The 25102-nt window shown below is 62.3% G+C and carries 9 protein-coding genes; 4 read left to right on the top strand and 5 right to left on the bottom strand.

Annotation, left to right across the window (positions count from 1 at the left end; all coding sequences use genetic code 11):
• Positions 1-15: 15 nt before the first annotated feature.
• From ACSJLU_RS22335 to ACSJLU_RS22325, 3 genes are all read left to right on the top strand, one after another.
• Complete coding sequence (locus ACSJLU_RS22335; protein ID WP_004936830.1) at positions 16-438, top strand: CidA/LrgA family protein; 423 nt, start codon at positions 16-18, stop codon at positions 436-438.
• Positions 431-1120 (top strand): LrgB family protein, encoded by a 690-nt coding sequence (locus tag ACSJLU_RS22330; protein ID WP_004936833.1) that lies wholly within the window; start codon positions 431-433, stop codon positions 1118-1120. The genes ACSJLU_RS22335 and ACSJLU_RS22330 overlap by 8 nt, the downstream gene beginning before the upstream one ends.
• A gap of 610 nt (positions 1121-1730) precedes the next feature.
• Positions 1731-19511: an amino acid adenylation domain-containing protein gene (locus tag ACSJLU_RS22325; RefSeq protein ID WP_380826400.1), complete on the top strand. Its 17781-nt coding sequence runs from the start codon at positions 1731-1733 to the stop codon at positions 19509-19511.
• 42 nt (positions 19512-19553) lie between these two features.
• On the opposite strand, the gene ACSJLU_RS22320 is transcribed toward ACSJLU_RS22325, so the two are convergent.
• The 3 genes from ACSJLU_RS22320 to lpxO form a co-directional block, all read right to left on the bottom strand.
• Complete coding sequence (locus ACSJLU_RS22320) at positions 19554-20252, bottom strand: CTP synthase C-terminal region-related (seleno)protein (protein ID WP_380826396.1); 699 nt, start codon at positions 20250-20252, stop codon at positions 19554-19556.
• Between the two features lie 113 nt (positions 20253-20365).
• Entirely contained in the window at positions 20366-21286 is a 921-nt protein-coding gene (gene lpxP, locus ACSJLU_RS22315; RefSeq protein ID WP_016930250.1) for a kdo(2)-lipid IV(A) palmitoleoyltransferase, read from the bottom strand.
• A gap of 303 nt (positions 21287-21589) precedes the next feature.
• Complete coding sequence (gene lpxO, locus ACSJLU_RS22310) at positions 21590-22495, bottom strand: lipid A hydroxylase LpxO (protein ID WP_025304427.1); 906 nt, start codon at positions 22493-22495, stop codon at positions 21590-21592.
• A gap of 248 nt (positions 22496-22743) precedes the next feature.
• On the opposite strand from lpxO, the gene ACSJLU_RS22305 reads away from it, so the two are divergent.
• Positions 22744-23085, top strand: coding sequence for a hypothetical protein (locus tag ACSJLU_RS22305; RefSeq protein ID WP_016930249.1), 342 nt, complete (start codon positions 22744-22746; stop codon positions 23083-23085).
• Between the two features lie 451 nt (positions 23086-23536).
• Here the strand turns inward: ACSJLU_RS22305 and fis are convergent, their stop codons facing one another.
• A complete protein-coding gene (gene fis / locus ACSJLU_RS22300; protein WP_000462905.1) occupies positions 23537-23833 on the bottom strand; it encodes a DNA-binding transcriptional regulator Fis in 297 nt (98 codons plus the stop codon).
• The gene (gene dusB / locus ACSJLU_RS22295; protein WP_025304426.1) at positions 23815-24819 is read right to left on the bottom strand and encodes a tRNA dihydrouridine synthase DusB; all 1005 of its coding nucleotides are present in this window, start codon (positions 24817-24819) and stop codon (positions 23815-23817) included. The genes fis and dusB overlap by 19 nt, the downstream gene beginning before the upstream one ends.
• Between the last annotated feature and the right edge of the window lie 283 nt (positions 24820-25102).

Here is a 25102-nt window from a genome sequence, read left to right as displayed (position 1 = left end):
TTGAGGTCATCTTTCATGTCTCTGGCGTTACGCCGCGTTGCCCCCTCCCTGCTGACCCGCTTGCAGGTGCCGATTCAGGTGGCGTTGTATGCGGCGCTGTTCCTGATCGCCGATCGTCTGGTGCAACAATTCCACCTGCCGCTCCCCGCCAATATCGTCGGCATGTTGATGCTGCTGGCGCTAATCCTGCTGCGCATTCTGCCGCTGAGCTGGGTTAAGGCCGGCTCCCGCTGGCTGCTGGCGGAAATGCTGCTGTTTTTCGTGCCGGCGGTGGTGGCGGTGGTCAACTATGCCCAGCTGTTGATGGTCGAGGGCTGGAAGATCTTTTTGGTGATCGCGGTCAGCACCATGCTGACGTTGGGCGCCACCGGGCTGGTGGTGGACAGGGTGTATCGGCTGGAGATTTGGCTGCAGCGTCGGAAGCAGCGTCATGAATGATTTTATCCTTAGCTTGGCCTGTTTTCTGGCGACGCTGGCGCTGTACTTCGCCAACAAGAAGCTGTATCGCCGCCGGCGCACGCTGTTGCTGATGCCGCTGGTGCTGACGCCAATGATCCTGGTGCTGCTGCTGGTGGTCACCCACATCTCCTATCAGGACTATATTGGTGAAACTCACTGGCTGCTGTGGCTACTGGGGCCGGCAACCATCGCTTTCGCGGTGCCGGTGTATGAGAACCTGCATATCATCCGCCGCCACTGGCTATCGCTGACCGCCGGCGTAACGACCGCGGTGCTGGTGGCGGTGTACAGCTCGGTGTGGCTGGCGCGCCTGCTGACGTTGCCGGAAGAGGTGCAGCGCAGCCTGGCGGTGCGGTCGATCACCACGCCGTTCGCGCTGGAGGCCGCCAAACAGATGGGCGGGCAGCCGGATCTGGTGGCGCTGTTCGTGGTGATCACCGGGGTGTTCGGCATGGCGGTGGGGGATATTTTGTTTTTGCGGCTGGCGGTGCGCAGCCGTCTGGCGAAGGGCGCCGGATTTGGCGCCTCGTCGCACGGTGCCGGCACCGCTCGCGCTTATGAGCTGGGGCCGCAGGAGGGCGTAGTGTCGAGTTTGGTGATGATGCTGGCCGGCATCATTACGGTCGTGGCCGCGCCATTGATCGGCCGGCTGATGTGGTAAGACCTCTCGGGGCGGGCTCTGCCGCCCCTTTTACGTTATCTGTCGTTGGGAACGGTGCCGTTGATGGACGCCAGAAAAAACGAAGAAATTTTTCAGCATAATTTTTCCCATCGTTATAACAAAAAACGATAGATGCGCCGCAGGCAAAATCGCCGCCCATTTTAAATGGCAATGAATTAATTAATAGGTAAAATATTTTTATTGAAACAATAAAGTATAACTTATTGATATGGAGAGGCTCTTATCGTAAGTATTGTTGCACATTAACTGTGGTGAATAATACAAAAGAATATGAATTTCTCTCTAATTATATCGGATTAATACAAGAGGAATTCGCTCGTCATCCCTGAGTAATATCGGGGAAATAAAATGGTCATTTATTCCCTTTCGCACATTTCGCCAAAAAAAATATCCTCTCCTATACTTCACAGCTCTACAAATTGAGGCACAGGGGGGAACCTCTGGATTAACCATTTCATTCTTTCTTAGTTGGGGGAGACCCAGCTTTTCTACGGTTTTTTATTCTGACTTGAACTGTCGGACGGCCAGGCTTTGCCTAAATCCGGACGGTCCCTTTCATTAACGTAATGAAAACGTGCTAGAGAATATTATGAACAAACAAACTGATGTGAAGAGTGGGGAATTCCGTACGGGTGCTCATATTTCGTTGGAAAAAGTCGAACTGCATGAAATTACCACCGCTCAGCGCGAGCTTTGGCTGAGCGCCAGCATGTCTGAAGGCTTGCCATTCAATATGTGGGGATACGGCACGATACAAGGGCCGTTGCAGATAGCCCTGCTGCGCCAGGCGATAGACGCGATCATTGAAGAAACGCCGGCGATGCAGGCCCATTTCACCGAACAAGACGGCGAGCTTTATCAATACCGTGCGGCGCGCAGTCATGACCCGCTTTCCGTGCATGACTTCAGCAGCCAGGAATACCCTGAGCTGGCGGCGCAGCGCTGGATGCGGCAAGATGCCGATCGCGTGATCTCCGCGCTGGATCAGGACCTGTTCGGTTTTGCCTTACTGACGTTGGCGCCGGGCAACTATATCCTCTACCGACGTTTTCACCACATGCTGGTGGATGGCCGCAGCGCCGAAGAGTTTATGCGTCGTATCGCGCTGTATTACAACGCATTGGCTGAGAAAAAAAACATTCCTGAATTCAGTAATTGCAGTTTTACCCGGCTCTATGAACACGACCTGCAGTACCGCGATTCTTCCCGCTTCGCCACCGATAAACAGTTCTGGCAAGGCTATACGCTCGCCGCGCCTCATAGCCTGACGCGTCAGGAGAAACTCGTCCCTTATTCGTCCATGCAAATCAGCAATCACACATTAAAAATAAATGAGATAGCGGCGATTGATCGGGGGGCGGAAAAAGCCGGCGTACATCGCGCTCATATATTGGCGGCGGCCGTCGCATTATGTTTCCATAGTATTACTGGTCAGACCTTATTGAATTTCAGCCTGCCGGTGACCGGTACGCGAGAGCGAAACAGTATTGGTATGACTGCGAATGTGGTGCCACTGATTTTAGCTATTAACCCTGAAAGTCGTCTGGCTGATTTTGCACAACAGGTCGCTGCGGAAATAGCCAAAGTGGTTCGTCGGCAATTATATCGCGGTGAGGATATTCGTCGCGATCGCAGCACCATGAGTTCATCCTGGTTTGGTCCCGCCATCAATATCGTTTCCTTCGATCATGGCGATCCGTTTTGGGGATGTAAGACACGTTGGTACTACGGTGGCAACATCGCCGTCAGCGATATGCAAATTCTATTTTACGAAGATCAGCAGGCGCAAGAGTTGGACGTCATGTTTGCCGATGCGCCGCATGCCCATTCATTAAGCCAGCTTGAGAGTTTACAACGGCGTTTCCAATTTATTCTGCGGCTCCTCTCTGAACAACCTGAAGGCAGCATTGCCCAGGTGATGCAACAGATCTCTGCGCAGCCTGAAGCGGACGTCAGCGGCAGTTTCTATGATCTCCGTCGACTGCCGCCGGCCGCCGGCTTCATCCGCTGGGATCGCCCTGCTGCTGAGCTGGTGCGCCTCGCGACGTCACTCGGCCATCCTGCGGGGAATTGCCCGCTGAAAATCCTGTTGGCCGACCGGGCGCTGGGCGTTGGGCGCCTGGAAATGCTGCCTGACGCCGACAATGCGCCACCCGGTACGCTGCTCTGCGTCGACGATGCGGGTTGGAATATCGCCACGGCGGAAGGGGCGGTGCGGATCGGGGGCTGGTTCACCGCCGAAGGCGAGCTGACGGCGGGGGAAGCGCTGGCGCAGCTGCACGGTTTGACGGTGGGCGAGCCGTTACCGTTGCTTGATCCTTCGCAGGCGAAACGATTGGAGGAGCGACAGGCGGCCGGTGGGCATCATGCGGCCTTCTGGCAACCGCGATTGGCGCAGTTTGCCCCGGCGGCGTTCCCGGTGGCCTGGCAGCGCGAAGCCCGGCCGGCATGGCAGGCTACGGCCTGGCAACACGCGGGCAAGATCGAGGTTGAAGCGGTGTTGACCGGGCTGGCGCTGTATCTGGGATTGATGGGCGGCGAAAGTGATTTCCAACTTGGCTGGCTGAACGCGACGGACGACGTCATCGGCGAACCGGGCCAGGTTTGGACACTGCCGCTGCAGATCTCGCTGAATCCGACGCTGGGTTTCGCCGAGGCGCAGGTGCAGATGCGACGCGAATGGCAGCAGGCGCGCGCGCGTCGCGCCTACCATCCGGCATTGCTCGGCCTGGACACGCGTTCGCGCGCCTGGTCAACCGTCGTGACGCTATTGCGCCGCGACACCTCGCCGGGATTCGACGACAGTCAGGAGGGCGCAGCGGCGGTGAAACGCTCCGGCGCTCGGGCAGTGCTGCAAATCTGTGAAAGCAACGCCGCTTTCCGTTGGGTGTACGACAGCGCCGCGGTGGGGGACGAGCAGATGCTGCGTGCCGCGCAGCATCTGCTATTGCTGCTCCGGCAGGCCGCTGCGGCGCCGAATGCGCCGGTGCGAGGCGATCGTTTACTGAGCCAGGCGGAGCGAGAGCTATTGCTCAACGTGCGCAACCGCACGCACCGGGCTTTCCCGCAGGCGTCGAGCGTGTCGGCCCTGTTTGAAGCGCAGGCGCGGCGTACGCCGACGGTGCCGGCGCTGTCTCAGGGGGCGATGTCGCTGAGCTATGCGGAATTGAACGCGCGCGCCAACCGGCTGGCGCATTACCTGACGGCACGCGGCGTAGGGCCGGAAAGCCGCGTAGCGGTCTGCGCCGCGCGCAGCCCAGAGATGATCGTCGCACTGCTGGCGATCCTGAAAGCCGGCGGCGCCTATGTGCCGCTGGATCCGGCTTATCCCGCTGAGCGTCTGCACTATATCGTGCAGGACTGCGCGCCGGCGCTGCTGTTGGCGGATAGTACCGGCCGCGCCGCGCTGGGGGCGGTAGCAGCGCCGTTGTTGGCGCTGGAAGACGCGCTGCCAGAGCAGGATCACGACCTGCCGCCGCGCGCGCAGCCAGGCAGCCTGGCGTATGTGGTTTACACCTCGGGCTCGACCGGCAAACCGAAAGGGGTAATGGTGGAGCAGGCGCACCTGATCAACCTGATCATGTGGCACTGCGAAGCGACCGGTTTGCAGGCTGGTGAGCGAACGACCAGCATGGCGGGGTTGGGTTTTGACGCCAGCGTTTGGGAAATCTGGCCGACGTTGACGCAGGGGGCGACGCTGCTGCTGCCACCGGCAGAGGCGGCGGGCAATGGCGAAGCGCTGCTGCAATGGTGGCGCGGCAGCGGTGTGCAGGTCGGGTTTATGGTGACGCCGCTGGCTGAGATCGCACTGATGGGCGAGATGCCTGCCGATTTGCGGATGCTGCTGATCGGCGGCGACAGCATTCGCCGCTGGCCGCTGCCGGCGCCGCCTGGCGTAACCATTGTGAATAACTATGGGCCGACGGAGACGACCGTGGTAGCGACTTCGGGCGAGCCGGCGGTCGGTACGGCGATGCCGTCTATCGGCCGGCCTATCGCCAACGGCCGGGCGTACTTGCTGGATGACGATGGCCAGCCGGTGCCGCTGGGCGCCGTGGGTGAACTGTATATCGGCGGCGCGCAGGTGGCGCGCGGTTACCTGAACCAGCCGGCGCTGACGGCGGAGCGTTTCCTGGCCGATCCTTTCGCGCCGGGCGGCCGCATGTACCGCACCGGCGATCTGGCGCGCTATATGCCGGATGGCAGCCTGGAGTATCTGGGCCGCAACGATCTGCAGGTAAAAATTCGCGGCTTCCGCATTGAATGCGGTGAAATCGAGTCGCAGCTGGCTATGCATGCCGCCGTGCGCGACGCGGTGGTGGATGCGCTCACGGATGGCGAAGGCGACAAACGTCTGGTGGCCTGGGTCGTGCCGCAGCCGGAGGCGGAGCGTGAGGCGCTGGCGCAGACGTTGCGCCGGGCACTCGCTACAACGTTGCCAGATTATATGGTGCCGACGGCCTTTGTGTGGCTGGAGGCGCTGCCGCTGTCGCCGAACGGCAAACTGGATCGGCGCGCGTTGCCGGTACCGGCGCCGGATGCCTCTATGCGCGAAGCCTATGTCGAGCCACAGGGGGAAACCGAAACGCTGCTGGCTCAGATTTGGCAGGGGTTGCTGAGCGTTGAACGCGTGGGGCGTCACGACAACTTCTTCGAGTTGGGCGGCCATTCGCTGCTGGCGGTGAAGCTGATGGCGCAGCTGCGCCAGGCCGGGCTGTCGGCGAGCGTTCAGGCGCTGTTCTCCACGCCAACGCTGTCGGCTCTGGCGCAAACGCTGGTGTCGCAGCAGCGGATTCAGGTGCCGGAAAACGTGATTGCGCCGGGCTGCCGTGCAATCACGCCGCAGATGCTGCCGCTGGCCGATCTGACTCAGGCGGAGATCGATCAGATCGTCGACGGTGTGGAGGGGGGCATCGACAACGTACAGGATATCTACGCCCTTTCCCCGTTGCAGGAAGGGATCTTGTTCCACCACATGCTGGCGGAAGAGGGCGACCCCTACCTGCTGTCGGCACTGCTGCGTTTCGACAGCCGGGCGCGTTTCGATCGCTGGCTGGCGGCGATGCAGCAGGTGGTGGAGCGTCATGACATTTTGCGCACGGCCTTTGTCGGTGCGGGGCTGTCCGAACCGGTACAGGTTGTCTGGCGTCGGGCGCGTTTAGCGGTGATCGAGCTGGCGCTGGATCCGGCCGAGGGGCCGGTCGGCCGTCAGCTGGAAGCGCGCTTCGATCCCCGACGGATCCGGCAGGATCTGACGCGGGCACCGCTGCTGTATTACGTTATCGCCGAAGAGAGCGACGGCAGCTGGTACGTCTTGCAGCAGTGGCACCACCTGATTGGCGACCACTCGACGCTGGCGATGATGGGAGAAGAAGTCAACGCCATTCTGGCCGGGCGAGGCGATACGCTGGGCTGCGCGCAGCCGTTCCGCAATGCGGTGGCGCAAGCGCGTTTGGGGCTCAGCGAACAGGAACATGAGCGTTTCTTCCGCGGCATGCTGGCGGACATCGACGAACCGGTACTGCCGTTCGGGCTCGGCAACGTACACGGCGACGGACAGTGCGCCAATACCGGCCGTCTGGCGCTGGCGCCTGCGCTGAATGCCGACCTGCGTCGACAGGCGAAGCGGCTGGGCGTCAGCCTGGCCAGCCTGTGCCATCTGGCCTGGGCGCAGGTGTTGGCGCGCACCAGCGGGCGTGATGCCGTGGTGTTCGGCACGGTGCTGCTGGGCCGCATGGAATCGGGCGAAGGCGCCGACCGGGCGCTGGGGCTATTCATCAATACGCTGCCGCTGCGGCTGGATATGGACGGGCGCAGCGTTGAGGCGTCGGTGCGGCAGGCGCATGCGCGCCTGAGCGGCTTGCTGGCGCATGAGCACGCCTCGCTGGCGTTGGCGCAGCGCTGCAGCGGCGTGAAAAGCGGTGCGCCGCTGTTCAGTGCGCTGCTGAACTACCGCCACAACGACGGGGAAGCCTTGGCACTGCCGGAAGGGGTCAGCCTGATCGGCGCGGACGAACGCACCAACTACCCGTTCGTGCTGTCGGTGGACGACGGCATGGATTCGCTGGCGTTGACGGCGCAGGTCATCGACCCCATTGAAGCCTCGCGGGTGTGCCGCTATATGCAACAGGCGTTGACCGCTCTGGTGAATGCGCTGGAACACACGCCGGAAATGCCGGTGCGTGAACTGTCGATTCTGCCGGACGACGAGTACGCCTTGCTGATCAATGGTTGGAACGCAACGGCACAGCCTTATCCGCAGGACGTTTGCCTGCATGGGCTATTTGAAGCGCAGGTGCGCCGCACGCCGGACGCCGTGGCGCTGGTTTGCGGCGACGCCGAACTGAGCTACGTCCAACTGAACGCGCAGGCCAATCGCCTGGCGCACGCGCTGATGCAGCGCGGCGTCGGGCCGGATTGCCGGGTGGCGGTGTGCGCCGAGCGCAGCCTGGCGATGGTGACGGCATTGTTCGGCATCCTCAAGGCCGGCGGCGCCTATGTGCCTCTGGATCCGGCTTATCCGGGCGAACGTCTGCAATATATCCTGCAGGACGCCGATCCGGTGCTGCTGCTGGCGGACGCCGCCGGCCGCGCGGCGCTGGGCGAACACGCGGTGCCGCTGCTGGCGCTGGATGAACCGTTGCCGGACGATCTGAACGCCGATAACCCGGCGCCGCGCGCGCAGCCCAATCATTTGGCTTACGTGATTTATACCTCCGGCTCGACCGGAAAACCGAAAGGCGCGATGAATGAGCATCGCGGCATCGTTAACCGCCTGATCTGGATGCAGCAGGCTTATGGATTGACGCCGGCGGATACGGTGCTGCAGAAAACGCCGTTCGGCTTCGACGTCTCGGTGTGGGAATTCTTCTGGCCGTTGATGTATGGCGCGCGCCTGGTGATGGCGCGCCCGGAAGGCCACAAGGATCCGGAGTACCTGAGCCGCGCCATTGAACAGTATGGCGTGACAACGCTGCACTTTGTGCCGTCGATGCTGCAAAGCTTCCTGCTGTATGAAGGCGCGAGCCGCCGCTGTGGGCAGGTGGTGCGCGTCATGTGCAGCGGCGAGGCGCTGCCCGCCTCGCTGGTGGCGGAGTTCTACCGCCAGATGCCGCATGTCGAGTTGCATAACCTCTATGGTCCGACCGAAGCGGCGGTGGACGTGACCGCCTGGCACTGCACCCGCCAACCCGGGCTGGTGTCGGTGCCCATTGGGCGGCCGGTGGCCAATACGCGGATCTATCTGCTTGATGAACAAGGGCAGCCGGTGCCGCTGGGGGCGGTTGGCGAGCTGTATATCGGCGGCATCCAGGTAGCGCGCGGCTATTTCAACCGGCCTGAACTGACGGCGGAGCGCTTCCTGGCCGATCCGTTCGATGCCGGCCACGGCGGCCGCATGTACCGCACCGGCGACGTGGCCCGCTACCTGCCGGACGGCAATATCGAGTATCTGGGCCGCAACGATCAGCAGGTGAAGATCCGCGGTTTCCGTATCGAATGCGGCGAGATAGAGGCGGCGCTGGCCGCGCATCCGCAGGTGCGCGAAGCCGTGGTGGATGCGCGCGGCGGCGACGGCGGTGAGAAACGCCTGATCGCCTGGGTGGTGCCGCAGCCAGGTGCCGATGAGGCGTCGCTGGCGGAGGTGCTGCGCCGGCATTTGGCCGACAAACTGCCGGATTACATGGTGCCGGCCGCTTGCGTGCTGCTGGAGGCGCTGCCGCTGTCACCAAACGGCAAGCTCGATCGCCGCGCATTGCCCGACCCGTCGGGCGAGGCCTATCGTCGTGAAGCCTACGAGGCGCCGCTGGGGGACGTCGAGCAGCGTCTGGCTGCGCTGTGGGAAGAACTGCTGGGCGTGGATCAGGTTGGCCGCAACGACAGCTTCTTCGCCCTGGGCGGCCATTCGTTGTTGGCGGTGCGTTTGGCCAACCGCCTGCAGCAAAGCGGGTTGCCGCTGTCGCTGCAGGCGCTGTTCGCCAACCCGGTCCTGCAGGCGCTGGCGCGCCAGATCACGCAGGCGGAAAGCCTGCCGCCGATTCTGCCTGCGCCGCGCGATGCGGCCTTACCGCTGTCGTTCGCTCAGCAGCGCCTGTGGTTCCTGACCCAACTGGACGGCATGAGCGAAATTTACCACATGCCGCTGGCGCTGCGGTTGCGTGGGCCGCTGAATCTGGCCGCCTGGCAGAGCAGCCTCGACGCGCTTTATGCGCGCCACGACGCGTTGCGCACCGTCTTTATCAGCCGCGACGGCCAGCCGCAGGCGCTCATTTTGCCGATCGCCGGTTTGCCGCTGACAATCCACGATCTGCGCGGCGTCGCGGATGCGCAGGCGCGCGCCGCCATGCTGATACGGGAAGAGGCTGCGGCGCCCTTTGATCTGGCCGGGGGCCCGCTGTTGCGCGCCAGCCTTATCCGGCTGAGCGACGAGGAACAGCTGTTCGCGTTGACCTGCCACCACATCATTTCCGATGGTTGGTCGAACGGCATATTGCTGCGGGAGCTGGGTGCGTTGTATGGCGCGTTGTGTCGCGGCGAACCATCGCCGCTGCCGCCGCTGGCGTTGCAATACGCGGATTACGCCCACTGGCAGCGGCAATGGCTGCAGCCGGCGCGCTTGTCGAAGCAGGCCGATTATTGGCGCCAGACGTTGGGCGATGCGCCAGCGCTGTTGACGCTGCCGACCGACCGTCCGCGCCCGGCGGTGCAGTCATTCGCCGGGGATCGGGTGGCCGTCTCGCTCGATGCCGAACTGACTGCAGCGCTGAGGCAATTCAGCCTGCGTCAGGGATGCACGCTGTTCATCACGCTGTTGACGGCGTGGAGCGTCGTGCTGTCCCGTTTGTCGGGGCAGCGCGATCTGGTGATCGGCACGCCGGAGGCCAACCGTCGCCGGCTGGAAACGGAACCGATGATTGGCTTCTTCGTCAGCACCTTGGCGCTGCGCATCGATCTGTCCGACGATCCGGATTTGTCGACGTTGGCGCTGCGCGTGCGCGATACGCTGCTGGCGGCGCGCGATCATGGCGATCTGCCTTTCGAGCAGGTGGTTGAACAGGTGAACCCGCCGCGTCATCGTGGCCATACTCCGTTGTTCCAGGTGATGCTGAGCTGGCAGGACGGTTCGGTGCACGACATCGGCCTGCCGGGGCTGCAGGCGGAAGCGATCGATGCCGGCTATGCCGCGGCGAAATATGACATGACGCTGGATCTGACCGAGATCGGCGAAGAGATCGCCGGTTCGCTGTATTACGCCACGGCGCTGTTCGATCGTGAAACCGCCGAGCGCTACGGGATCTATCTGCGCCAGGTGTTGCAGAGCATCGCGTTGGCGGCGCCGCAGCCGGTTTCGCAGCTTGCGCTGTTGCCGCAGAACGAACGGCAGCGGTTGTTGCATGGCTGGAACCGGACGCCGGACGAACCGCAGGCGGATCTCTGCCCGCACCATCACCTGGAGCGGCTGGCGCTGCGCACGCCAGAGGCGATCGCCGCGGTGTGCGGAGAAGAACGCCTCAGCTATCGGGCGCTCAATGAACGAGCCAACGCGTTGGCGCAGGTGTTGATCGCGCGCGGCGTCGGGCCCGATCGTCTGGTGGCGCTGTGTGCGGAGCGCAGCACGCCGATGCTGGTCGGGTTGCTGGCGATCCTGAAAGCGGGCGGCGCTTATGTGCCGCTCGATCCGGCTTATACCGGCGAACGCCTGGAGTACATTTTACACGATGCCCGGCCGGTGTTGCTGCTGGCCGACGCCGCAGGGCGTTCGGCGCTGAGCGGGGCCGATGTGCCGACGATGGCGCTGGAGGAAGACTGGGGCACCGAGGCCGCCAATCCGCAGGTTGCGGGGCTGACGGCGGCCAATCTGGCCTATGTGATCTATACCTCCGGATCGACCGGTAAGCCGAAAGGCGTGATGGTGGAACACCGTCAGGTTGAGCGCCTGTTTACCGCGACCGACGCCGGGTTCGGCTTTGACGCCGGGGATGTCTGGTGTCTGTTCCACTCGTTCGCCTTCGATTTCTCGGTATGGGAAATCTGGGGCGCGTGGCGCCACGGCGGCCGGTTGGTGATCGTGCCGCAGGAAACGGCGCGCTCCGCCCCCGCGTTCTATCAGCTGGTTTGTCACCAGGGCGTGACGGTGCTGAATCAGACGCCAAGCGCCTTTAAAGCGTTCATTCAGGCTCAGGACGACACGCCGCATCGGCTGCGCTACATCGTCTTCGGCGGCGAAATGCTGAATCCGGCCGATCTGGCGCCGTGGTATGCCCGTAATCGGCCGGACGCGCCGCGGTTAATCAATATGTACGGCATAACGGAAACGACGGTGCACGTCACCTACCGGGAAATGTCTCCGGCGGACATCACCGGCAGCGGCAGCCCGATCGGCCGGCGCATCCCGGATCTGCGCCTGTATCTGCTTGACGAACACGGTCAGCCGGTGGCGCAGGGCGCAGTGGGTGAGCTGTATGTCGGCGGGCTGGGCGTGGCGCGCGGCTACCTGAATCGGCCGGAGCTGAATGCGCAACGTTTCCTCGACGATCCTTTCGTGGCGGGAGAACGGATGTATCGCGCCGGCGATCTGGCGCGCTATCTGCCGAACGGTGAGCTGGAGTACCTGGGGCGCAACGACCAGCAGGTGAAAATTCGCGGTTTCCGCATTGAGTGCGGTGAGGTGGAGGCGGCGCTGCTGGACCATCCTGAGGTCCGCAGCGTGGCGGTTGACGCCTGGCAGGACAACGGCGGCGACAAACGTTTGGTGGCCTGGGCGGTGCCGGGCGAAGGGGGAGATCGGGAAACGCTGGCGCTGCGGCTGCGCCAGCATCTGGCCGGCCGTCTGCCGGACTATATGGTGCCGACGGCCTTTGTGTGGCTGGACGCGTTGCCGCTGACCACCAACGGCAAACTGGACAAACGCGCGCTGCCGGCGCCTGAGCTGGGGGCCGCCGCGCGCGCTGTTTATGAAGCGCCGGCCAATGAACGAGAACGCCTGCTGGCGTCCATCTGGCGTCAGTTGCTGAATGTTGAACGCGTAGGTCGTCATGATGATTTCTTCGCTCTGGGCGGACATTCGCTGCTGGCGGTACAGTTGGCCAATCGGGTACAGCAGGCCGGCTGGCGGCTGCCGCTGTCGGCGCTGTTCGCTGCGCCGGTGTTGCAGGCGCTGGCGCAGTGGCTGGAACGGGAGGGGGCGGCGCAGCCGACGGCCATCGTGCCGACCCCACGTCACGACGCATTGCCGTTGTCGTTTGCCCAGCAGCGGCTGTGGTTCCTGAGCCAAATGGGCGGGATCGGCGAGACTTACCATATCCCGCTGGCGTTGCGCCTTGACGGCGACCTGGATGCGCCGGCGTTCCAACGCAGCCTCGACGCGCTGTATGCCCGCCACGAAGCCTTGCGCAGCGTGTTTGTTTGCCAGGATGGGCAACCTCAGGTGCGGATCTTGCCGGAGGCGGCCATGCCGCTGGCGCATCACGACTTGCGCGGCGAGCGTCATGCGGAGCAACGTTTGCACGCGCTAGCCGAAACGGCGATGAAAGCGCCGTTCGATCTGGAAAGGGGGCCGCTGGTGCGGGCTTGTTTGCTGCAAGTGAGCGAGCGGCGGCATCTGTTCCTGCTGACCTGCCACCATATCGTTTCCGACGGCTGGTCTACCGGGATCCTGATGCGGGAGTTGAGCGCATTGTATGGCGCCTTCCAACGCGGTGAACCGTCTCCGCTGCCGCCGCTGGCGGTGCACTATGTCGATTATGCCGTTTGGCAGCGCCAGTGGCTGACGCAGGAACGGTTGGCCGAGCAGGCGGCGTTCTGGCGCCAGACGCTGGGCGATGCGCCGGCGCTGCTGACGCTGCCGACCGATCGGCCGCGTCCGGCGATGCAGTCGTTCGCCGGCGGCGAGGTGCCTCTGGTTATCGACGCGGCGCTCACCGACGCGCTGCGGCGGTTGAGCCGCCAATACGGCGGGACGCTGTTCATGACGGTGCTGGCCGCCTGGAGTTTGGTGTTGTCCCGCATGGCCGGCCAACCGCAGGTGGTGATTGGCACCCCGGAGGCCAACCGCAGCAGGCTGGAAATCGAACCGCTGGCCGGCTTCTTCGTTAGCACGCTGGCGATGCATGTCGATCTGCGCGGTGAGCCGACGCTGAAAATCTTGCTCGAACGCGTGCGCGAGACGGTATTGGCGGCGCGGGAAAACGGCGATCTGCCGTTTGAACAGGTGGTGGAGGTGGTCAATCCGCCGCGCCAGCTGGACGCGACGCCGCTGTTCCAGGTGATGCTGGCCTGGCAGGACGGCTCGGTGCGCGATATCGCATTGCCGGGCCTGCAAACGACGGATGCCGGGCTGAGCTATGACGTCGCGAAATTCGACATGACGCTCGAGTTGGCGGAAAGCGGCAGCGGCATTGTCGGCTCGTTGAACTACGCCAGCGCCTTGTTCGATCGCGACACGGCGGTGCGCTACGGCGCGTATCTGCAGCAGGCGCTGCGAGCGATGGCGGCGGATCTTGACCAGCCGGCGGCGCGCGTCGATCTGCTGCCTGCGGCCGAACGTCAGCTGCTGCTGCACGAGTGGAACCGCACCGAGCGGGCGTATCCGGCGCAGGCGTGCGTGCATCAACTGTTCGACGAGCAGGCGCGGCGCACGCCGCAGGCGACGGCGTTGGTCGATGGCGAGCAGCTTATCTGCTACGCACAGTTGGCGGAGCACGCCAATCGGCTGGCCTGGCGCCTGATTAAGGCGGGCGTGGAGCCCGGCCAGCGCGTGGCGGTCCGGTTTGAGCGCAGCGCTGCCCTGGTGATCGCCCAATTGGCGATCCTTAAGGCCGGTGCTGCCTATGTGCCGGTTGATCCGCAGCTGCCGGCCGGCCGCCAGAACTGGATCATCGCCGACAGCGGTGCAGTACTGTTGCTGAATGGCGGCGAGGACGACGCGCAGATCGGCGTCGGCGTCGCTCGTCTGCCTCAAAGCGATGACGCGGACCTGCCGTCCGATGCGCCGATATTGGCGAGCAACAGTCTGGATCTGGCCTACATCATGTACACCTCCGGCTCAACCGGTAAGCCGAAAGGCGTGATGGTGCCGCATCAGGGGATCAACCGACTGGTGATCAATAACGGTTATGCGGAGTTCAGCGACTCGGATCGTATCGCTTTCGCCATCAACCCGGCGTTCGATCCGGCGACGCTGGAAGTTTGGGGAGCCTTGCTGAACGGCGCCGCGCTGGTGGTAGTACCGCCGGCGGTCTTGCTGGACGCCTCGGCGTTCGCCGATTTGCTGACGCGCCAGGCGATTACGGTGCTGGTGCTGCCAACCTCGCTGTTCAATCAGCATGCGCATAGCATTCCCGCGACGTTAGCGGGGCTGAAATACCTGATCAGCGGCGGCGAAGCGGCGGATCCTCATGCCTATACCCGGGTGCTGAAGGAGGGGGGCCGGGTGCAGCTGATCAACGGATACGGCCCGACGGAAGCCACCACTGCCGCTACCTCGGCGCACATCACCGTGGCGGCGGGGCGGCACCGTTTGCCGATTGGCCGGCCGATCGGTAATACGCGGGTGTATCTGCTGGACGAACATCGCCAGCCGGTGCCGCTGGGCGCGATCGGCGAGCTGTATATCGGCGGCGTGGGCGTGGCGCTGGGTTACCTGAATCGCGAAGACCTCACGGCCGAGCGTTTCCTGGCGGATCCGTTTAACGAGGGAGGCCGCATGTATCGCACCGGCGATTTAGCGCGCTATCTGCCGGACGGCAACCTCGATTACTGCGGACGCAACGATCAGCAGGTGAAGATCCGCGGCTTCCGCATCGAGTGCAGCGAGATTGAAGTCCTGCTGGAAACGCACCCGGCGGTGCGCGAAGCGGTGGTTGACGTGCGCGGTGCGCATCCTGCGTTGATCGCCTGGATCGTGCCGCAAGCCGAGGCCGAGGGCCGCGATCTGACCGACGAGCTGCGGCGGCATTTGGCGGCGCAGCTGCCGGACTACATGGTGCCGGCGGCCTGTCTGATGCTTGCCGACTTGCCGTTGACCCCGAATGGTAAAGTGGATCGCCGCGCGTTGCCGACGCCACAGGCCGGCGATTTTGCGCGCGTGGGCCATGAAGCGCCTCAGGGCGACACGGAAACCCTGTTGGCGGCGATCTGGGGCGAATTGCTCGGTCTGCCGAATGTCGGCCGACATGACAATTTCTTCGAGTTGGGCGGGCATTCGCTGCTGGCGGTGAAACTGATCGCGGAGCTGCGTCGCTACGGCCTGACGGCGAACGTGCAAACGCTGTTTACCGCCCCGACGCTGGCCTCGCTGGCGGAGGCGCTGGAGGCGCGCTGCGAAATCGAGATCCCCGAGAACCTGCTGCGGCCGGATAGCGCGCGCATCACGCCTGAGTTGCTGCCGCTGGCCTCGCTGAACCAGGTTGAGATCGACAGCATCGTGGCGCGCGTGCCGGGCGGGGTGGCCAACGTGCAGGATATCTATGCGTTGTCGCCGTTGCAGGAGGGGATTCTGTTCCACCACCTGTTGGCGGAACGGGGCGATCCGTACCTGCTGTCTACGCTGTTGCGCTTTGAGAACCGCGAGCGTCTGGATCGTTGGCGGGCCGCGATGCAACAGGTGATCGATCGCCACGATATTCTGCGCACGGCGTTCATCAGTGAGGCGATCCGCGAGCCGGTACAGGTCGTTTGGCGCGCCGCCGCGCTGCCGTGGACTGAGCTGACGCTCGATCCGGCGCAGGAGGCGATTGGCGATCAACTGCTGGCGCGCTTCGATCCGCAGCATGCGCGTCTGGATCTCAGCCGTGCGCCGCTGCTGAACGTCGTGGTGGCGCAAGATAGCGATGGCGGCTGGTGGATGCTGCAGCAATGGCATCATTTGGTGGGGGATCATTCCACGGCGGCATTGATCGAAGAAGAGATCGCCGCGATCCTCGCCGGCAAAGGCGCCGAGCTGGGCGCCGCGCCGCCGTTCCGCAATGCGGTGGCGCAGGCGCGTTTGAGCGTCAGCGCGCAAGAACATGAAACCTTCTTCCGCGCCATGCTGGCGGACATCGAAGAGCCGGTGCTGCCGTTCGGGCTCGGCAACGTGCGCGGCGATGGCAAGGGCGTCACCACGGCGCACCAGCCTATCGACAAGGCGCTGAACGAACGTCTGCGGCATCAGGCCAAACGGTTGGGCGTGAGCCTGGCCAGCCTGTGCCATTTGGCCTGGGCGCAGGTCTTGGCCCGCACCAGCGGCCACGACCGCGTGGTGTTCGGTACCGTGCTGCTGGGACGCATGCAGGCGGGGGAAGGCGCCGAGCGAGCGATGGGGCTGTTTATCAATACCTTGCCGCTGCGCCTCGACATCGGCGATGACGATGTGGCGACGGCGGCGCGCCAGGCCCACGCGCGGCTGAGCGGGTTGCTGCAGCATGAGCACGCGCCGCTGGCGCTGGCGCAGCGCTGCAGCGGCGTGGCGGCGGGGATGCCGCTGTTCAGCGCGTTGCTCAACTATCGCCACAACAACGGCAGCGAGCTGGTGTTGCCGGAAGGCATGACGCTGTTGAGCGCGCAGGAGCGCACCAACTATCCGTTCGTCCTGTCGGTGGAAGACGGCGGCGACTCTCTGGGGCTGACGGCGCAGGTCAGCGAACCGGTGCCGGCGGCGAGGATCTGCGGCTATATGCAACAGGCGCTGGCCTCATTGGCGCAGGCGTTGGAAAGCCAGCCGACCCTGCCGGCGAGCGAGCTGGAGATCCTGCCGCCGTCTGAGCGCCGGCTGCTGCTGGAGGAATGGAATCAGACGACGGCGCCTTATCCGGCAGAGCTTTGCGTGCATCAGCTGTTTGAACGCCAGGCGCAGCGTGCGCCGCAGGCTGTCGCGATCGTGCAAGGCGACCGTCGGATCGGCTATGCGGCGTTGAATGCCCAGGCTAACCGGCTGGCGCATGCTCTGATCGCCCACGGCATTCAACCGGGCGAGCGCGTGGCGACGCGTCTGACGCGCAGCATCGATCTGGTGGCGACGCAGCTGGCGATCTTCAAGGCCGGCGCGGTGTATGTACCTATCGACCCGCAGCTGCCAGCGGCGCGTCAGCAGTGGATCCTGGAGGACAGCGGCGCGCGCCTTATCGTCGGTGAAGCGACGGACGGGGATACCTTGCCGCTGCTGCGGCCGGCAATCTCCGGCGGTGACGAGAACGACCCGGCGCTGTCGCTGTCGAGCGCTGAGGTGGCATACATCATGTACACGTCCGGCTCCACAGGGCTGCCTAAAGGCGTGATGACGCCGCACCAGGGCATCACTCGGTTGGTGATCAACAACCGTTATGCGGCGTTCGATGCGACCGAACGGGTGGCTTATGCCGCTAACCCGGCCTTCGACGCCGCGACGATGGAGGTGTGGGCGGCGTTGTTGAACGGCGGCGAACTGGTGGTGATCCCGGCGGAAACCGTGATGGATGCGGCGCGCTTGAGCGCCGCATTGACGCAGCATCGCGTGACGACGCTGTTCCTGACGACCGCGTTGTTCAATCAGTATGTGTACAGCATGGGCGCGACGCTCGCCCAGCTGCGCTATCTGATCTGCGGTGGGGAAAAGGAGGAGCCGAGCGCCTTCGAACGCCTGCTGCAGGAAGCGGGGCCGGTACAGCTGATCCATGCCTATGGGCCGACGGAAGCGACGACCTTCGCCACGACGGCGGCGATCGCCGAGGTGCAAGGCGCCATGCGTTTGCCGATCGGTAAACCGATCGGCAACACCCGCGCCTATGTGCTGGATGCGCGCGGCCGACCGGCGCCGCTGGGCGTGATTGGCGAGCTGTATATCGGCGGCGTCGGCGTGGCGCTGGGGTACCTCAACCGGCCGGAACTGACCGCGGAACGTTTCCTGAACGATCCGTTTAACCCGGGCGGGCGCATGTATCGCACCGGCGATCTGGTGCGTTACCGGGCGGACGGCAACCTCGAGTATCAGCGACGCAACGATCGTCAGGTGAAAATTCGCGGCTTCCGTATCGAGATGGGAGAGATAGAGGCGCGCCTGGCGGCGCACCCGGCGGTGAACGAAGCGGTGGTCGATGCCTGCTGCGTCGGTGCGGATACGCGGTTGATCGCCTGGATCAGCGTGCGTGAGAACGTGGCGAGCGACGGGTTGGCCGGTGAGCTGCGTCAGCACCTGGCGGCGCAGCTGCCGGACTATATGCTGCCTGCGGCCTTTGTCTGGCTGGCGGCGATGCCGCTGACGCCAAACGGCAAGATTGATCGGCGGGCTCTGCCGGCGCCGGAGATGGCCACCGCCGCAGGCGAAGCCTACGAAGCGCCGCGCGGCGATACCGAGACGCTGTTGGCGCAGGCGTGGGCGGAGTTGCTGGGGCTGCCGCAGATCGGCAGACACGACAACTTCTTCGAACTGGGCGGCCATTCGCTGCTGGCGGTCCGTCAGGCCAGCCTGGCGCAGCAGTGGGGGATCGCACTGCAGGTGCAGGCGATCTTTGACCACCCGGTGCTGGCGGATCTGGCTGCGCATGTCGAGCAGCGCACGGGCGGACAGCCGCTCAGGGCATTACCGGCGCGCCGCAGCGGCCAGCGCCCGCCGGTCTTCTTCATGCCGACCGGTTATGGCGATCACTCCTATGTTTATGAGATAGCCAAAGAGATCGATGCGGACTTCCCGATTTATGCCGTGCCGTGGCCAGAGATGACCGACACGCCGCCGGCAACGATGGAGGCGATGGCGGAGATCGTTGCCGGCGTCATCCGGCAGGTGCAAGCCAGCGGGCCGTATCACCTGTTCGGTTACTCTTCGGGCGGGATCTTGACCTACATGGTGGCGGAACGGCTGCAGGCGGAGGGGGAAGAGGTGGCGCTGGTGGGCCTGCTCGACACCATGCGGCCGCAGCAGGCGATGCGCGATGCGACACAGCTATTCCTCAGTTGGCTGGAGGTGGAACATCCGACGCTGGAGGCGCCGCTGTTCTCCCGCCTGCAGCCGCTGTCGGTGGAGGAGGCGTTGGCGGTGCTGCACGGCCAGGGCATCAGCACTTTCCTCGACGATCCGCTGAAGGAAGCCGCGTTATGGCGCAAGCGTTATCACTATGCGACCCTGGTCGGCGCCAGCGTCATCCGGCCGCTCGGCCTTAATCTGCACCTGTTTAAAGCGGTGGAGGAGATGCCCGGCTTGCTGAACGACGATCTGGAAGCCTACTGGCAGCGCATCAAGCCGGCGGGTTACAACCGCCGCGACGGCTCGGCACTCGGCTGGGAGGGGCATTTGCCGGCGTCGGCGGTGACGGTCAACCTGGTTGATGGCGATCATGTCACCATGATGTCGGAAGCCGTGAACCGGCGCGGCTTAGGGGAGCGCATCAGCGCCGTGCTGAATTCGCTCGTCCGACGCTGACCGCGTTGCTTGTCAATGAAGCCCTCGCAGGAGGGCTTTTTTTTACCCGTTGGCGGCTGTTTTGACGAGTTCCACCACCAGCGGTGAAAGCTCGCCGCGCAGCGCGGCGCGTTCCGACTGGAACAGCGTGGCGACGTAAAAACGCCGGCCCGGCAGTTCGATGGCGCGCACGTCGCCTTCGCTGTCGTGGCCGCTGATGATCAGCGGGAAGCGCTCAAGATCGGCGACGAATTCCGGATTCACGCCAAAATTGCAGTGGTAGCCTTCATGGGTGTTCAGGCTGCCGTAGGCCTGTGCGACGCGGGTGTCGGGCTGAAAAACGATGTCGCCGGTTTTTTCCACCAGCGAGCAACTCAGCGGGGCGATCACCAGCCGGCCACCGCTGTCGGTTTCCGCATGGCCGGCGTCGTGCCAGCCCATCACGTTGCGGGCGTATTCGACGATGGCGTATTGAAAACCACCGCAGGAGCCGAGGAACGGCACGTCGTTTTCCCGCGCATTACGGATCGCCATAAAGGCGCCGTCGTCGTAACGATACGGGCTGCCTGGCACCACCCAGATGGCGTCGAAATTTTGCAGCGTTTCGGGGGAGATCAAGGTTTCGGTCGGTAGCCACTGGGGCTGCACGTCAATATCGAGATGGGCGGCGGTGAGCTGGAGCGCCACGGGGATGGCCTGATGGGCCACGGCTTGCGGGTTGTAATCACCGACCAGAGCAATGCGAACTTGAGCTTTCATCATTTCCGTTCCTGTGCGGGTAAAGAAGGAGATTACAGGAAAGTAGAGTGTCGAGCCGCCGTTTTTTAAAGGTGGCGCACAAAAAAGCCCGGCATTGGCCGGGCTGAAAAAAAAGGTCAGTACAGCGAGGGCGCACCAGCCGGTCGGGTTTTGAAACGGCGGTGCAGCCACATGTATTGCTCCGGCGCTCGCATGATCTCTTTCTCGATCACTTTGTTCATGTAAGCCGCCGCCGCCTGTTCGTCGCTGAGTGGATAGTCTTCCAGGGCCGGCTGGATCAGCAGGTCGTAGCCGCGGCCGCCTTCGCGGCGGATCAGCACTACCGGCACCAGCGCCGGGTTGGCCATGCGCGCCAGCATAAAGGTGCCGCTGGTGGTAGCGGCCTGATCGACGGCGAACAGCGGGGCGAATACGCTGCCGCGCGGGCCGTAGTCCTGATCCGGCGCGAACCATACCGCCTCGCCGCGCTTGAGCGCGTGCACCATGCCACGCAGATCTTTGCGGTCGATCATCGCCTTGTTGGAACGCATGCGGCCTTTGGTCTGCGCCCACTCCATCGCTTTATTGTTGTGCGGACGGTACATCGCCATCATCGGCTGGCACAGGCCCATTGCCCGGCCGCCCAGCTCCAGCGACATGAAGTGCACGCCGATCACCAGCACGCCGCGATCGTCGCGCTGCGCCATTTTGAGGTGGTTGATGCCGGAGACGTTGAACCAGCGTTTGACGCGTTTATCCGACCAGAACCAGGCCATGCCGGTTTCCAACAGGCCCATGCCGAGCGATTCGAAGTTGCCCACCACCTTGCGCTCGCGCTGCGCTTCGTCCATCTCGGGGAAACACAGCTCGAGGTTGCGACGAGTGATGGTGACGCGGCGTTTGAGAAATCGCATCGAGGTACGCCCCATCCACACTCCCAGCCGATTGAGCAACGGGTAGGGGAGCTGGACCAGCAGGAACAGCAGGGCGAGGCCGAACCAGGTTAACCAGTAGCGCGGGTGCAGCAAGGCCAGTTGAAATGCTTTGGCTGATTTCATAGAAACTCTTTTTATACGTTAAAAGGGGCAGCAAGCTGTAACGCATATAAAGGTTCCACTCGATAGCGATACGACTACTCAGACACCCAGGTACGGCCAGGGTTTAGTCGGAATTCCATAATTGACTAAACATTTACATTCGAAGGGCGGTTTGCGCTGCTATCAGGCTTCGGAGGGATAGCTGTTGGCCAGCGGAGGCGGCTCTAGGAACGTGTATGTTAACACAGGGTACGGGGTGTGGCGGAAGAGGGGCATGCGAATATTCTCATTCGCGTTGCCCCTGTGTTGACGATTGGCGACGGTTTACAGGCTGGGGAGGATGATGGCGGCGAAAATAGCGACGATCACCAGCCACTTCAGCAGGTAGTAACCACGGCGGTTGCGCGCTTTCAGGCGTTGGCCGGCATCGCGCACTGCGTTGACGTACTTGAAGATGCGGTTGATGCCGCCGGTGCGGTCCTGATCGTCGTTCGGCGAGCTGGCTGCCGACATCAGCGTGGCGCCGACCCAGTGGTTGACCGCCTGCGCCCAGCGCCATTTCATCGGCCGTTCGACGTCGCAAAACAGAATGATGCGCGTCTGATCGGTGGCGTTCTGCGCCCAGTGCACGTAGGTTTCATCAAAGATCACCGCCTCGCCGTCACGCCAACTGTGCTGCTCGCCATCGACCTCGATGAAGCAGCGATCGTCGTTGGGCGTCATCAGCCCCAGATGGTAGCGCACCGAGCCGGCGTAAGGATCGCGGTGTTTACCTAAATGGCTGCCGGGCGGCAGCTCGGCGAACATCGCGGCCTTGACCGACGGGATGCGGTTGAGCAGCTCGACGGTTTTCGGGCACAGCGTTTGCGCCGAAGGGTGGCTGTCGCTGTACCACTTCAGATAAAAACGTTTCCAGCCGCGCTTGAAGAAGGTGTTGAATCCGGCGTCGTTGTGCGACTGCGCCTTTTTGATGTGATCCTGCAAGCGCACGGCTTCCTCGCGGATCACCTGCCAGTTGTCGGTCAGCGTCTGCAGCTCCGGGAAGCCTTTTTCGTCGAAATAGGGCTGTTTGGCGGGCAAACGGGAGAAGCCGGTCATAAACATGTTGATCGGCCCCATAAAGGTGGAGTGATCGAACAGTTGGCGGGTAAGCTTTTGTTTCTCTTTGCCGCGGGAGTGTGCGTAGAGGAAGCTGATGATAAAAATGCCGATGATGATCGCGGCAACCATAGAATCCATCCCTGTTGGTGCTTGTTAAAAATTCGTACAAATTATAGTTTTGTGACAGGAAAAATTTAACTTTTTCGTGCGCTTTACCCGCTCATACTGCTTGGTGGCATAAAAAATCAATAAAACCGTTGGTAATAAAATTTTGTATCGATTTTTTTGGTTTTAGTCCTATTCTTAAATCGTTCAAGGGGCATTTCATGCCATCTTGTTTCATGACGAATGGCACGTATCTGAGAAAAGAGGGACTTATGAAGAAATCAATCATTGCCTTGTCTGCACTGCTGCTCGCTTCCCCGGTGTTCGCTGCTGAAACTGCGACCGACACCGCCGCTCACGCCAGCAACGAGGTCGTCGCTGAGGCGCATAAAGGGGCGGATACCGCCAAAGAAAAGCTGCACCAGTCTCAGGACAAGGGTGAAGAGCTGAAGCTGAAAGCCAAGCACGCCGCCGAAGGCAAGAGCGACAGCGTCGGCAGCAAAGTGAGCGAAGGCTCGCAAAAGGCCTGGCACTCCACCAAACAGGGTACGGAGAAGGCTTGGGACAAGACCAAGCAAGGGGCGGAAAGCCTCAAGAACAAAGCGACCGAATAAGGTCTCCGCTTTACCCCAAGGGCCGCGCTGCGGCCTTTTTTATTGCCCGCAAACCAGAGCCTATGCCCCCGCTTTGTCGCCCCGAGTAAAACGTGAGAGTATTCTTCATCGATTGGCGACTCAATCGTAAGCAAGGAGGAAGCTCTATGAGATCCCACTGGGTAAGGCGTTTATTGACACCCTCACCAACCTGGACAGGCAGAGCATCGGTTATCTTGGGTCTGCTGGTGTTTGGGGTGTTGAGCGGGCTGGATAGCCTGGGTGTGGAGTTGGACGGGTGGAAGCGCTCCGTGATGGTCGCGGCCGTGGCGGGTATTTGCTATTTCATTGCCGGATATATTGATAAGCGCATTCCGCGCAAAGCCCCGCCAATGTAGGCATAAATCAGACAAAGAAAAAGGCGCTTATCAAATGAGATAAAGCGCCTTTTCAACACGTTAACTGACTAGTATCAGTTCATGCCGTATTTTTTCAGCTTCTTGCGCAGCGTGCCGCGGTTGATGCCCATCATCAGGGCTGCGCGGGTTTGGTTGCCACGGGTGTATTGCATCACCATGTCCAACAGTGGCTGTTCAACTTCAGCCAGTACCAGCTCATACAGGTCATTTACGTCTTGACCGTTCAGTTGAGCAAAATAGTTCTTCAGTGCTTGTTTAACCGAGTCACGCAGAGGCTTTTGAGTCACCTGATCTTGTGAGTTAACGGTAGAAACGGTCAGTACGTCAGAATTTACGCGTTGTTCGAACATAGTTCTGTCAGCTCTTTTTTTACGCTAAGATTTTCGAAATATGCCTCCAACGCCTCCAGCTGTTCGCTGGCATCCTCTATGGCGTTGAATGTGCGCCGAAACTGGTCATTCGGAGCGTGTTCCTGGAGATACCAGGACACGTGCTTACGAGCAATCCGGAATCCCTTGCCTTGGCCATAAAAGCCGTGCAATTCCCGAATGTGCCCAATCAACAAGCGCTTCACCTCGCCAAGCGGCAGCGGCGGCAGCAACTCCCCAGTGTCCAGATAATGCTGGATTTCCCGGAAGATCCAGGGTCTCCCCTGAGCAGCGCGGCCTATCATCAGGGCATCGGCCCCGGTGTAGTCGAGCACTGCTCTGGCTTTATGCGGGTCAGTAATATCCCCATTCGCGATAATCGGAATGGAAACACTCTGCTTAACTGCCCGAATGCTGTCGTATTCCGCGTTGCCGTTAAACAGACAGGCGCGGGTTCGGCCGTGAATCGTCAGGGCCTGAATACCACAGTCTTCGGCCAGTTGGGCAATCTCTACACAGTTACGATGCTCTGGCGCCCAGCCGGTGCGAATCTTCAGCGTTACCGGCACATCCACTGCGTCAACCACCGCGTGGAGGATCCGTTTAACCAGATCCGGGTACTGCAACAAAGCGGACCCGGCAAGCTTCCGGTTCACTTTTTTGGCCGGGCATCCCATATTGATATCGATGATCTGCGCGCCGCTGGCCACGTTGATACGCGCGGCGGCGGCCATATCATCAGGATCGCATCCGGCAATCTGCACGGAGCGGATCCCTGGTTCATCGCTATGCACCATACGCAGACGCGACTTATCCGTCCGCCACACCTCCGGGTTGGAGGAGAGCATTTCGGATACAGCCATCCCAGCACCCATTGCATGACAGAGGGTTCTGAACGGGCGATCTGTAATACCGGCCATCGGGGCCGCAATCAGGCAATTAGTAAGCTGGTGGTGTCCAATGCGCATAGACAAAGAGTGACCATACTGTGTCCGCAAGGGCGCGTATATTACGCATTTTTGCGTCGAGATGAAAGGCCAAACTTTAACCAATTGGCCCTGTATTAGGGCGAAAAATGCGCTACGCGGCGATTCATAAAAATATTATATATATTTTACAATAAGTTGACGAAAAGTGCTTATTTTGTGTGCGGCAAAATATTCGCCTTTGTGCAGAATATTATCTGCATTCGCCCGCTATTTTTGCTGGTATAGCCTGCCTGGAAGGCGCATTGTCAGGGCGATCCGTCGT

This window comes from Serratia bockelmannii, assembly GCF_051803255.1.
Lineage (GTDB): Bacteria > Pseudomonadota > Gammaproteobacteria > Enterobacterales > Enterobacteriaceae > Serratia > Serratia bockelmannii.
This window is presented reverse-complemented; position numbering and strand designations above follow the sequence as displayed.